This is a genomic window from Microvirga antarctica, from assembly GCF_017921815.1.
GTDB lineage: Bacteria > Pseudomonadota > Alphaproteobacteria > Rhizobiales > Beijerinckiaceae > Microvirga > Microvirga antarctica.
On the sequence record NZ_JAGEMM010000007.1, the window covers coordinates 93205 to 105755 of the forward strand.

Below are 12551 nucleotides of genomic sequence, written 5' to 3' on the forward strand. Positions count from 1 at the left end.
GTCCCGCGTTCTTCCGGTTGGCGAAAGTTCTGGCGTCTCGGCTTCAGGTTTGGGAGAGTGCCAATGGGGGACATGACGCATGACGGTTCGCAGATTTGGCATTTTGAGCGTGGTCGTCGCGGCAGCGATCGCGCTGCCCTGCATTCCAACCGCCCATGCGCAGAATCAGATCGGCCGCGCCGCGGCGTCCGTCGTGGGGCTCGACGCCGCAAAGGCGGCGTTTGAAACCTTGCCGGAGGCCGATCGCAAGGCAATCCAGGACGCCCTGATCTGGACCGGCGCCTATAGCGGCACGGCGGACGGAACGTTCGGCCGGCAGACCTTCGAGGCAGTCTCGGCCTTTCTACAGAGCCAGCGCAAGCCCGGCACCGGAATCCTCAGCGCGGCCGAACGGGCGGAACTGCAGACCCTCGCGCAGCGGGCCCGGATGGCAGCTGGTTTCACCGTCGTCGACGACAGCCGTGCCGGCGTGCGCATCGGCGTCCCCACGCGCCTGCTTCCCAAGCAGGTTGCCAACGCCAATGGCGGAAGCCGCTGGCAGAGCGCGGATGACCGGGTCACGCTCGACACCCGCACGGTGCCGGCCGACGCGACCCTGGAGTCTCTCTATGAGCGCAACCTTGCGCTTCAGATCAATGGCCGGACCGTGACCTACAAGGTCCTGCGGCCGGACTTCTTCGTCATCGCAGGCGAAACCCCCTCTGGCCGGTTCTACACGCGCTACGGCGCAGGAAGCGCGGGAATACGCGGCTTTTCGATCGGCTATGACAAGAGCCTCGCGCCGCAGCTCGACCGGGTCGTGGTGGCGATCGCCAACAGCTTCGATCCCTCCGGCCGGGCCGCGCCCGCCGCCGGGCCCACACCTGCCACGTCGCCGTCCCTGTCGCCATCGCAAGCGCCGGTGGCGGCCCTCCCGGCGAGCCGTCGTCTCGTGGGGACCGGCATCGCCATGACCCCGCGCCGGGTGATCACCACTGCGGACCTTGCAGGCTGTACGGATCTCCAGGCTGGCGACCGCAAGGCATCGCCGGTCAAGGCCCAGGACGGCAACGGTGCTGGCGTGCTGATCATCGACCTGGCACAGGCGCTGCCATCCGAACTTCCCAAGTTCGCCACCGCCGAGGCAGCATCCGGCGATCCTGTCTTGATCCTCGGATATTCCACGGACGATGGCCGGACCGGGTTGAGCGCGGTTCCAGGCACCATGGCCGACGGGCAATCTGTCCTCGCCCCCCTTCAGTCGGGAGCCAGCGGAGCGCCGGTTCTGGATGCGGCCAACGCCCTGATCGGATTGGTCGCGCCGCCGGTTGGCGACGGCCGCAGGATTGCGGGCATCGCCACAAGCCGCCGCTACACCATCGTACCTGTGCGACAGGTTCAGGAGGCAGCATCCTGGGTCGTTCCAAGCCTCGACCCCAAGAACGCGGTAACCGGTGGAGCAGCCAATGCAGCGGCGGCATGGCGGACGGCGGTCGTTCCCCTGACCTGCGCCCCCTGACGGCCGCTTACCCGGTGAGCGCCGGAACCGGCACAATCTCGGGCGGCGCATGGACGTGAAGCGGTAGTGACCGGATCAATTGGCCAAGGGCCGGCTCAAGCACCTGGTGGGCTGCCTCCTCGACCCCGAACCAGCGGGAATCACGTTCCCCCTTTTCGGGCCATTTCTTCATCTGCTTCAGCACTTCCAGGGGATAGACCTGAACCCGGCACAGATCGAAATGCTCCGTCCGACGCTTCCAGTAGTCGTAATGGCCGATGGGCGCCTGGGCGACCGTGCCTTTGACGCCGGCCTCCTCCATCGCCTCCTGGGCCGCCGCCCGGTAAGGCTTCTTGCCTTTCATTGGCCAGCCTTTGGGAATCAGCCACCGCTTCGTCTCGCGTGACGTGACGAGAAGAACCTCGACCCTTCCCTTTCTGATCCGGAAAGGCAGGGCGGCTACCTGATTGAAACGATCTTTCGGGGTGCGGGGCATTCGAGAAGGGTGGGGATTCCTGGTTGAGGGATGAAAAAGCGAGTTGCTCGAAGCCGGCTAATAAAGGATCAATTCTTCGCGCCGGAGAAGCCTTTTTTCACACGGTCGGCTTTCCTCTGCTGACTTGTAAACCGGAAATGATGAATGTTTGGCAACGTTGCGGGTCGACGTTGCCGCATCGGAGCAATGCGGGGCTATCAGAATGACCGACGGTCTGGACACACGATTTGCCATCGCCTGCGCGATCGCGCGCGAAGCCGGGGTGCTGGCACGCCGCCGCTTTCTTGAACGGCCGCGCTCGCAGAGGCCGGACATGAAAGGCCACCAGGACTATCTGACCGCCACGGATTCGGAGGTGGAAGATCTCATCCGCGCGCGCCTCGGCAGCCTCCTGCCGGCGGATTCGTTCTTCGGCGAGGAAGGCGGAGGATCCTTCACGCGGGATGTCTGGGTGGTCGACCCGATCGACGGAACGGCAAACTTCGCCCGCGGCATCCCGCATTTCGCCATTTCCATCGCCTTCGTGCGCGACGAGCGAACCGAGGTCGGCGTCGTGTACAACGTGATGCAGGACGAGTTGTATGCGGCCCTTCGCGGTCGCGGCGCGACCCTCAATGGCGAGGCAATCCGCGTCAGCGGGCTGGCGGAAATCAGCCACGCGACGGTGGAAGCCGGATGGTCATCGCGGCTGACGAATGACGTCTATATCGGGCTTGTGACGCGCCTGAAGAATGCGGGCGTGAATGTGCGGCGCGCAGGCTCCGGCACCCTGGGGCTTGCCTATGTGGCCGATGGACGGATCGATGCTTATTGCGAGCTGCACATCAACTCCTGGGACGTGCTCGCCGGCCTGCTGCTCATCGAGGAGGCCGGCGGCTGGACCAACGACTTCCTCGCCCATGATGGCCTGCGGGAGGGCAACCCCGTTCTCGCCTGCACGCCCGAACTGGCCCAGGCGGTCATGAGCGCGACCGGCCTTGGCAAGGATCCCGAACGCCAAGGCCTCTGACCCCTATCTCTCACCAAGGCCCAAAATTCAGCAAGCCCCTTGACCTGCAACCGCATTGCATGGAGCTTAGCCAGCCAAGCATCAAGACTTCAAGAAACGATTCAGGGAGAACGCCATGAAGATAAAGAAGAATTTTATCGCCGCCACGATGTTGGCCGGCGCGACGACGGTTCTATCATTCCTGTCTGCCGGATCGGCACAGGCGCAGGGCGCGCTCGTCATGTATTGCGGCGTCCAGGAGGAATGGTGCCGCGCGATGACCACGGCCTTCGAGCGCGAGACGGGCATCAAGGTGTCGATGACCCGCAAGAGCTCCGGTGAAATCTACGCACAGGTCAAGGCCGAGGGCGCCAACCCCCGCGCCGACATCTGGTGGGGCGGCACCGGCGATCCGCATATGCAGGCAGCCGAAGAAGGCCTGACGGTCGAATACACGTCGCCGAAAAACGCGGAATTGCAGGATTGGGCGATCCGGCAATGGGAGCAATCGAAGAACCGGACGATCGGCATCTATTCGGGTGCACTGGGCTTTGGCTACAACACCGATCTCATCAAGTCGAAGGGCGTCGCCGAGCCGAAATGCTGGGCTGATCTGCTCAACGTCAAGTTCAAGGACGAGGTCCAGATGGCGGACCCGAATTCGTCCGGCACCGCCTACACGCTGCTTGCCACCATCGTCCAGCTGATGGGCGAGGAGAAAGGCTTCGAGTATCTCAAGGCCCTGCACAAGAACGTCAACCAATACACCAAGTCCGGCGCTGCTCCGGCCAAGGCCATGGCGCTCGGCGAGACCACCATCGGCATCGCGTTCATGCACGACATCGTCACGATGCTGGTGGACAAGGCGCCGATCAAGGTGGTGGCGCCCTGCGAGGGCACCGGCTACGAGATCGGCTCCATGTCGATCATCAAGGGCGCCAAGAACATGGACAGCGCCAAGAAGTTCTACGATTGGGCGCTGACACCGGCCGCGCAGAAACTCGGCGCTGACGCGAAGTCCTATCAGGTGCCGTCGAACAAGGCGACGCCGGTGCCGCCGGAGGCGCCCAAGCTGTCGGAAATCAAGCTGATCAATTTCGACTTCGCGAAATACGGATCGTCCGACGAGCGCAAGCGCCTGCTGTCCAAATGGGACAACGAGGTGAAGAACCTGCCGAAATAGGCTGAGGCTCTCCACGGCGGGGCGCCGAGTCGTCCCGCCGTTTTTCATGACGTCACCGGCAGAGCAAGGGCATTGCGCCACCCGCCAACGGGTGACGACGGGCCCGGCATTATGCGAGCATCCCATCATGTCACGGGCAACACGCGGCTGGATCATCCTCGGCTGGATCGGCTTTGCCATCCTGCCCTGGTATGGATTCGAGAGCGCGGCGACACCCGCGCTCGGCGATTATCTCTTCGGCGGCTCGGGTCTGATGCTCGGATTGAAAGGGGCGTGGTGGCTCCTGCCGATACTTGTGCCGCTGTTGATGACCCTGCGACCGGCCGCCGCACGAGCAACCGGAGCGCATAGCCAATGGCTTGTCGGCGCGGGAATTCTCGGCCTCGCCCTCATCGTGCTGCAAGGCTTCACCATCGGCCTCAATGGCTGGACGAGCGAGGTCCTGCGCGGCCTGTTCGGCTCACCCGGACCCCGCCAGGCCGGCATGGGCTACGGCGCGGCGCTGACCGCGACGGCCCTTCTGATCCTCCTCTGCCATGGCCTTGCGGCGCGGGGCTGGTGTCGCGGCGATGCCTTCGTGACCTCGTCCATCGGGATCGTCATCGCGCTCATCGCAGTGTTCGTGTTCTTTCCCGTCTCGACCATCCTCGCGAGCGCCTTCGGCGATGATCGCGGCGCCTTCGCGCCGGCGCAGTTCATGGTGAAATTCCTGGATCGCTCTGTCTGGGGCCTCGACTGCCTCGTCGGCGACCTGCGCTGCGGCGTGGCCTGGAACACGCTGTTTCTCGGCATCCTCGTGGCGTTCGGCACGACGGCGTTGGGCCTTGCCTTTGCGTTGATCGCCACGCGCACGAGCTTTCGCTACAAGAAGCTCCTGCGCATCATGAGCGTGCTGCCTATCATCACGCCGCCCTTCGTCATCGGCCTTGCGCTGATCCTCCTGTTCGGGCGCTCCGGCAGTGCATCGGCATTGCTCTATGACTGGTTCGGCGTTCCGCGCTCGCGGTGGATCTACGGCCTTCCGGGCGTGTTCATCGCGCAGCTTCTGGCATTCACGCCCATCGCCTTTCTGGTGCTGATCGGCGTGGTGCAGGGCATCAGCCCGTCGCTCGAGGAGGCCTCTCAGACCTTGCGGGCGAAAAGCTGGACGACCTTTGTGCTCGTCACCCTTCCGCTCATGCGCCCCGGTCTTGCCAACGCCTTCCTGCTCGGCTTCGTGGAGAGCCTCGCCGATTTCGGGAATCCCTTGGTGCTCGGCGGGAATTTCGAGGTTCTGTCGACCAAGATCTTTTTTGCGGTCGTCGGCGCGCAACAGGATCAGGGGCGTGCGGCCGTCCTTTCCATTATCCTGCTGGCTTTCACGCTCGGCGCATTCTGGCTGCAACATGCGTGGCTCGGCAAGAAGGTCTACACGACCGTTACCGGCAAGGGCGATTCCGGCATTCCCCTGCCCTTGCCGCGTCGCGTGGCCTTGGCCTCCTATCTCACCGCGATACCGTGGGCGCTGTTCACCGTCCTGATCTATGCGATCATTCTCATCGGCGGCTTCGTGCGCTCCATGGGCCGGGATTACACGCCGACCCTGGAGCACTACATCACGGCCTTTCGAATCGAGCGGTCCGATTGGGGAATCTACTTTTCCGGCTCGGCCTGGAACTCGTTCTTCGCGACCGTGAAGGTGGCGGCCCTGTCGGCGCCGCTGACGGCCGCCATCGGCATTCTCACCGCCTACCTTCTGACCCGGCAGCGCTTCCAGGGTCAGCGTCTGTTCGAGTTCGGCACATTGTTGAGTTTCGCCATTCCGGGCACGGTCGTGGGTGTCTCCTACATTCTTGCGTTCAACGTTCCGCCCATCGAGATCACCGGCACGGGTTTCATTCTCGTCATGTGCTTCGTGTTCCGCAACATGCCCGTCGGCGTCCGCTCGGGGATCGCGACCCTGAGCCAGATTGACAAGAGCCTCGATGAGGCCTCGCTGACCCTGGGCGCGCGCTCCTGGACAACCATGCGCCGTGTCGTGTTGCCGCTGCTGCGACCTGCCATCGTCGCATCGCTGGTCTATTCGTTCGTGCGCGCCATGACGGCCGTGAGCGCCGTCATCTTCCTCGTCACAGCCGAATACAACATGGCGACGGCCTATATCGTCGGCCGGGTGGAAGCCGGCGAGTTCGGCCTCGCCATCGCGTATTCGACCGTCCTCATTGTCGTGATGCTGATCGCCATCACCATGATCCAGCTCGTTGTCGGCGAGCGGCGTCTCGGACGTCGCAGCGCTCACGCGAATGCTCCCGCTCTTGCTGTTCAGGCCCTCCCGTGAACCAGATGAACCAGACCGCATCGCCTGCCCGCGTTCCCTCCGGCAAGACCCCGGCCTCCGTGGAATTCCGCAATGTCACCAAGCGCTATGGTGAGGTGACAGCGGTCGATGACGTGACCTTCACGATTGAGCCAGGCAAGCTCGTGACCCTGCTCGGACCGTCCGGCTGCGGCAAGACCACGACCTTGCGGATGATTGCCGGCCTCGAGATGGCAAGCTCCGGCCAGATCCTCATCGGCGGCCGCGATGTAACGCATTTGTCGGCTGCCGATCGCGATGTGAGCATGGTGTTCCAGTCCTACGCGCTGTTTCCCCACATGTCGGTGCTGGAGAACGTGGCCTATGGCCCGTCCGTCCAGGGCGTTTCCAAGAAGGACGCGCAGGCCATGGCCATGGAAAAACTCGCGATGATCGGCCTGTCCGGACTCGAGAAGCGCTCGCCGTCGGAATTGTCGGGCGGACAACAGCAGCGTGTCGCGGTCGCCCGCGCCCTCGTTCTCGAACCGCAGGTGCTGCTGTTCGACGAGCCGCTATCCAACCTGGACGCCAAGCTGAGAAGGCGCGTGCGCGAGGATATTCGCGAATTGCAGCAGAGCCTCAACCTTACCGTCGCGTATGTGACCCACGATCAGGAAGAAGCCCTGGCGGTCTCCGACCACATCATCGTGATGTCGAATGCCCGCATTGCCCAGACCGGTTCGCCGCGCGAATTGTACGAGCAGCCAGCGGACCTGTTCGTGGCCGATTTCATTGGGGACGCCAACATTCTGACCGGCACGCTCGGCCCGGCCGAAGGCGCGGACGCGCAGGTGACCATCGGCGGGTTGAGCGTTCGCCTGCCCCATCGCGGCGCAAGGCCCGGCACCGTGAAACTCGCCGTCCGTCCGGATGCCATCCTGCTCGACGACAGGGGCTCGGCTGCCGCCGCCATCCCCGGCACCATCACCAAGGCATCCTATCTCGGCACACAGATGGAATACGAGGTGGACAGCGCGGTGGGTAACCTGTTCGTCGTCCAGTACGGCAGCAAGGCGCCGATCGCTCCGGGAACAGCCGTGGCGGTCTCGCTGACCCCCGAACGGGGCGTAGCGATTATCCCCAATGCCTGAAGGGCTTTCTCACACCCGCCCTTCGTCCGGGATGTTCAGAATGGTGCCGCAGGCCTTGCAATGGACCGCATCGCTGTCGTGCCGCTGCAAGCCGCAGGCCGGGCAATCGTGGCGTACCTTCGGGGGACGCAGGAGCACCTGGACGAGACGCAGGAACAACGTCACGCCGCAGATCATGATGATGACCGCGATGAGGTGGCCGGAGGTTCCGGTCAGCGTGATGTCGCCGAACCCCGTCGTCGTCAGGGCAGCCACCGTGAAGTAGAGCGCATCCACATAATTGGCGATGGTGGGGTTGGACCAGTGCTGCGTCTCGTAGACGAAGCCGGTCATGATGAAGATGAACACGCACAGATTGACCCCTGCCTTGATCAGGTCCTCGTGCCGGCGGAAGAACGCGCTGTCTGCGCGCAGGCGGGACAGCAGCTGGTAGGTGTAGAGCAGCCTGAGGGTGCGCAGCACGCGCAGGAACCCGATCCCCTCTCCCACGATCGGTGCAAGAAACGACACGATGGCCGCAAGATCGGCCAGCGTCGCCGGATGGGCGAAATCCTTCCATCGGTTGCGGCTGATCGCGAGCCGCGCAAGGAAATCGGCCAGGATCGCGAGACCGAGCACCACATCGATGCCCTCGACGACCCCCGACCGCGGCAGGAACGACGTCACCACGATGAAGAGGATCGTGGCCATATCGAAAACCAGCAGGCCGTATCGAAAGCGATGGCTGTCAGGCGCGTCGTCCTCGTAGAGCGCGCGCAGGCGGGAGATCACCATGGGACGCCCGCCCCCAAAACGTTACGCCGCCGTCCGAAATGGCTCATGAGGCAAGACTCTCTTCGATGTCGCTTTATCGGCGGGCCGATTATCTGTAGGTACGCGGGTGAAATCCACCTGCCCGAGGGCACATGCCGATGACCCATCGAGGTCGATGACCGGTCTGGACGAGAGTCGCTCATGCTGAAAGCCCTGATTTTCGATATGGACGGAACGCTCGTCCACAGCGATCCGGTCCATCTGCGCGCGTTCGCGGAGGTTTTGGGGCCGGAAGGTGTCGTCATCGACGACGCGGTCTATCGCCGGTCGATCATCGGACATACCAACGAGTCGATCTTTTCAACATTGCTGCCCGACAGTTCCGTCGCCGATCATGAAGCGCTTGCCGACCGGAAGGAGGCGGCGTTCCGTCGGCTGGCATCGGATCTTCAGCCTCTCGACGGCCTCCTCGACCTGCTCGACTGGGCCGACCGCAGCGCCATCGGCATCGCGCTGGTCACCAACGCGCCGATGCTCAACGCCACGTACATGCTCGATGTGATGGGGCTGACCGCACGGTTTGCCGTGAAAGTGACGCGGGACGATGTGAGCCGCGGCAAGCCCGATCCCCTCCCCTACCTCACGGCGCTGGATCGGCTCGGGCTTACGGCCGCCGAGGCGGTGGCTTTCGAGGATTCGCCCTCGGGCATGAAGGCCGCCAAGAGTGCAGGACTGTTCTCGTTTGGCGTGCTCACCGGATTGACCGAACAGGACATGCTGGCGGCCGGGGCCGATGTCACGATCCCGAATTTTCAGGACGCCGCCCTGTGGGGGTTGCTACGCACACGCTTCTCCCCTTCTGGATGAACATGGCTTGCCGGTGGCGGTGCGGCGGCATGCGGGTTATCCTGTTGCCATTCGATGTCTCACACAGCCAACAGGATTCTCAATGGCTCTCAAGCTTCACACCATCATCTGCAGCACCCGCCCCGGACGGGCCGGTCCCATTATCGGGAAATGGTTCAATGATCTGGCCAAGGAACACGGCCAGTTCGACGCCACGCTGGTCGACCTGGCGGATTTCAATCTCCCGGTCTACGACGAGCCGTTCCATCCGCGGCTGCAGAAGTACGAGCATGCGCACACCAAGGCGTGGAGCGAGAGTGTGAAGGCGGCTGACGCCTATGTGTTTGTCACACCGGAATACAATTACGCCCCGCCACCCTCGCTCATCAACGCATTGGATTTCGTCTTTACGGAATGGAACTACAAGGCAGCGGGCTTCGTCAGCTACGGCGGCGTCTCCGGCGGGCTGCGCGCCGTTCAGATGGCCAAGCAGATCGTCACGACCGTCAAGGTGATGCCCGTGACGGAGGGCGTGTCCATCCCCAACTATCCGACCTTCATCGATGAAGCCAAGACCTTCAAGCCGAACGACCTGATCCTTGCGTCCGTCAAGCCCATGCTCGACGAGATCCATCGCTGGGCCGCGGCCCTGAAGCCGATGCGGGGCTGATAGTCCAATCCCCGGACGCATCGGCGCGGATCTCGGCGGTGCGTCCGGATACCTTATCCTGAAGGTGTTTGTCAGGTGACGCGTTGTGCAGGTGAACAGGCATGCACAACGCCCACAACCGCTCGAGGGCGAATCCTCAGAGCTTTCCGGCCAGTGCGACCTCGTAGAGCTTGCGTGCGCTCCCCTTGTCGATCGGCACCGGATTGCCGCCGGCGGTCGGATCGTTCGGCGCCATGGTCGACATCTCGTCGAATCGTGCAGCATCCACCTTGAGCCCCGCCAGCGTATGCGGGACGCCCAGATCCTTGCGCAGGGTCAGGACCCATTCCAGAAACGCCGGGAAGGTCGCCTCAAGGCCCAGATAGGCCGCCAGCCGTTCGATCTTTGGCGTGATGACCTCCCGGTTATAGACCAGCACGTACGGCATGAAGACCGCATTGGTCAGCCCGTGATGCGTGTCGTAGAGCGCCCCGAGAGGATGCGAGAGGGCGTGAATGGCCCCAAGCCCCTTCTGGAACGCCGTGGCGCCCATGGCGGCGGCCGACATCATGTTGGCGCGCGCTTCCAGATCGGCGCCGTCCTTGAAGGCGCGCGGCAGATACTCCTTCACGAGGCGGATCCCCTCCACCGCGATGCCGTCCGCCATCGGGTGATAGCCGGGCGCGCAATAAGCCTCGATGCAATGGGCCAGCGCATCAAGGCCGGTTCCGGCCGTGATATGCGGCGGCATGCCGACCGTCAGCTCGGGATCGCAGATCGTGATCTTCGGCATCATCAGGGGATGGAAGATCACCTTCTTGGTGTGGGTGGCCTCTTGCGTGATCACGCCCGCACGGCCGACCTCCGCGCCGGTGCCCGCTGTCGTCGGTACGGCGATGATGGGGAGAATCCCGTTCGGATCAGCTCTGGTCCACCAGTCGCCCACATCTTCGAAATCCCACATGGGGCGGGTCTGCCCGGCCATGAAGGCGATAACCTTGCCGGCATCGAGCGCCGAGCCGCCACCGAACGCCACGACACCGTCATGTCCGCCGGCCTTCAGGGCGACGAGCCCGCGATAGATGTTGGTCTCGACCGGGTTCGGCTTGATGTCCGAGAACAAGGCGGCTTTCAGGCCGGCCGCGACGAGCTGCGCGAGCGCGGCCTTGGTCATCGGCTGGGTGGCGAGGAACGGGTCCGTCACGATGAGCGGAGCCGAAAGGCCGACCGCCCGACAGGCGTCCGCCAGCTCCGAGATCCGGCCGGCGCCGAAGCGGATGGGGTTTGGGTAGTTCCAGTTGGCACGCGGGGAAGCGGTCATCATCACACTCAAACGTCTTGGCGCAGGTGGAAGGATTTCGGACGGGTCAGGGACTCATAGGCGAGCGCCGAAAGGCTTGCGCCCCGCCCGGTATCCTTGACGCCGGTCCAGGCAAGGGCCGGATCGAGATAGTCGCAGCGGTTCATGAACACCGTGCCGGTCTCGAGGCGATCGCCGATCGACTCGGCCGCATCCACGTCGGAGGTCCAGATGGCGGCCGAGAGGCCATAGGGAGAATCGTTCATGAGCCGGATCGCGTCTTCGTCGCCCGCGACCCTCATGATGCCGACCGTCGGACCGAAGCTCTCATCGCGCATCACGCTCATGCCGTGATCGACGCCGGTCAGCACCTGCGGCGCGAGATAGGCCGTGTCACCTTTGTCGGCGGGGAAGCGCGTGGCGTCGATATGGGCTGTCGCGCCCTTCGCGACCGCCTCTTCGTTCTGCCGCCGCACGAGATCGGCGAACCGCTTGTGGGCCATCGGACCGAGGGTCGTCGACTCGTCGAGGGGATTGCCGAGCACATAGGTGTTCACGAGCGCCACGGCACCTTCGACAAAGCGGTCATAATGGCTTTCATGCACGTAGATGCGCTCGATGCCGCAGCAGCATTGGCCGGAATTGAAGAAGGCACCATCGACAAGATTGGCGATGGCGTGCTGGAGATTGGCATCGTGCCGGACATAGGCGGGGTCCTTGCCGCCCAGTTCGAGACCCAGCGTCGTGAAGGTCCCGGCCGCAGCCCGCTCGATGGCGCGCCCGCCCGCAACGGAACCGGTGAAGTTGCAATGATCGACCAGCCCCGCGCCGAGCAGGCGACTGGTCTGGTCGTGGCTGAGGACGAGGTTCTGGAACAGGCCCTTGGGCAGACCGGCCCGATCGGCCGCCAGTTGAAACCGGTCCCCGGCGAGCAGGGTCTGCGAGGCGTGCTTGAGCAGCACCGCGTTTCCGGCCATCAGCGCCGGCACGATGGTGTTGATGGCCGTGAGATAGGGATAGTTCCAGGGCGCGATCACCAGCACGACGCCCACCGGCTCGCGCTTGATCATGCGCCGGAAACCCGCCTTCGGATTGGCAGCCGGGATCGGCCCCAGGCTGTCGGCCGCGATGCTCATCATATGGCGCGCCCGTTCCTCGACGCCGCCGAACTCGCCGCCGTAGCGGACAGGACGCCCCATCTGCTGGGCGATTTCCGGAACAACCTCCTGGTTCATGGCCAGAAGCGCATCGAGAAACGCCGCCACGCGGGTTTCGCGCTCTGCGATCGCGACGGAACGCCACGCCCGCTGGGCCACGCGCGCGGCCTCGAACGCCGCCGCAATGGCGGCCTCCGACGGGAGCGACCGGCGCGCCAGTTCGCGGCCGTTGATGGGGGAAATACAGACGATATCGGTGTCAGCCATGATGATGCT

The 12551-nt window shown here is 64.1% G+C and carries 11 protein-coding genes; 7 read left to right on the top strand and 4 right to left on the bottom strand.

All coding sequences use genetic code 11. From position 1 onward, the window contains the following. The first annotated feature begins 79 nt into the window (after positions 1 to 79). A complete protein-coding gene (locus J4G32_RS18460) occupies positions 80 to 1498 on the top strand; it encodes a peptidoglycan-binding protein (RefSeq protein WP_210497023.1) in 1419 nt (472 codons plus the stop codon). Positions 1499 to 1505: 7 nt separating this feature from the next. On the opposite strand, the gene J4G32_RS18465 is transcribed toward J4G32_RS18460, so the two are convergent. Then, complete coding sequence (locus tag J4G32_RS18465) at positions 1506 to 1973, bottom strand: NUDIX hydrolase (protein WP_210497024.1); 468 nt, start codon at positions 1971 to 1973, stop codon at positions 1506 to 1508. A gap of 202 nt (positions 1974 to 2175) precedes the next feature. On the opposite strand from J4G32_RS18465, the gene J4G32_RS18470 reads away from it, so the two are divergent. The 4 genes from J4G32_RS18470 (at position 2176) to J4G32_RS18485 (ending at position 7570) form a co-directional block, all read left to right on the top strand. Then, the gene (locus tag J4G32_RS18470; RefSeq protein WP_210497025.1) at positions 2176 to 2982 is read left to right on the top strand and encodes an inositol monophosphatase family protein; all 807 of its coding nucleotides are present in this window, start codon (positions 2176 to 2178) and stop codon (positions 2980 to 2982) included. Between the two features lie 115 nt (positions 2983 to 3097). Continuing rightward, positions 3098 to 4144 (top strand): ABC transporter substrate-binding protein, encoded by a 1047-nt coding sequence (locus J4G32_RS18475; RefSeq protein WP_210497026.1) that lies wholly within the window; start codon positions 3098 to 3100, stop codon positions 4142 to 4144. A 127-nt stretch (positions 4145 to 4271) separates the two neighbouring features. Then, the gene (locus J4G32_RS18480; protein ID WP_210497027.1) at positions 4272 to 6461 is read left to right on the top strand and encodes an ABC transporter permease; all 2190 of its coding nucleotides are present in this window, start codon (positions 4272 to 4274) and stop codon (positions 6459 to 6461) included. 5 nt (positions 6462 to 6466) lie between these two features. Further along, positions 6467 to 7570, top strand: coding sequence for an ABC transporter ATP-binding protein (locus tag J4G32_RS18485; RefSeq protein WP_210497028.1), 1104 nt, complete (start codon positions 6467 to 6469; stop codon positions 7568 to 7570). A 9-nt stretch (positions 7571 to 7579) separates the two neighbouring features. Here J4G32_RS18485 and J4G32_RS18490 read toward each other — a convergent pair whose 3' ends face one another. Further along, positions 7580 to 8344 carry a potassium channel family protein gene (locus tag J4G32_RS18490; protein WP_210497029.1) on the bottom strand — a complete coding sequence of 255 codons (765 nt, stop codon included), beginning with the start codon at positions 8342 to 8344 and terminating at the stop codon, positions 7580 to 7582. A 180-nt stretch (positions 8345 to 8524) separates the two neighbouring features. Here J4G32_RS18490 and J4G32_RS18495 point away from each other — a divergent pair, with 180 nt between their 5' ends. Together J4G32_RS18495 and J4G32_RS18500 are read left to right on the top strand one after the other, a co-directional pair. After that, positions 8525 to 9190 carry an HAD family hydrolase gene (locus tag J4G32_RS18495; RefSeq protein ID WP_210497030.1) on the top strand — a complete coding sequence of 222 codons (666 nt, stop codon included), beginning with the start codon at positions 8525 to 8527 and terminating at the stop codon, positions 9188 to 9190. 82 nt (positions 9191 to 9272) lie between these two features. Then, a complete protein-coding gene (locus J4G32_RS18500) occupies positions 9273 to 9839 on the top strand; it encodes an NADPH-dependent FMN reductase (RefSeq protein ID WP_210497031.1) in 567 nt (188 codons plus the stop codon). Between the two features lie 136 nt (positions 9840 to 9975). Here J4G32_RS18500 and J4G32_RS18505 read toward each other — a convergent pair whose 3' ends face one another. Together J4G32_RS18505 and J4G32_RS18510 are read right to left on the bottom strand one after the other, a co-directional pair. After that, on the bottom strand, positions 9976 to 11139 hold the full coding sequence (locus J4G32_RS18505; RefSeq protein ID WP_425515533.1) for an iron-containing alcohol dehydrogenase: 1164 nt from the start codon (positions 11137 to 11139) through the stop codon (positions 9976 to 9978). Between the two features lie 8 nt (positions 11140 to 11147). After that, positions 11148 to 12542 carry an aldehyde dehydrogenase family protein gene (locus tag J4G32_RS18510; protein ID WP_210497033.1) on the bottom strand — a complete coding sequence of 465 codons (1395 nt, stop codon included), beginning with the start codon at positions 12540 to 12542 and terminating at the stop codon, positions 11148 to 11150. Between the last annotated feature and the right edge of the window lie 9 nt (positions 12543 to 12551).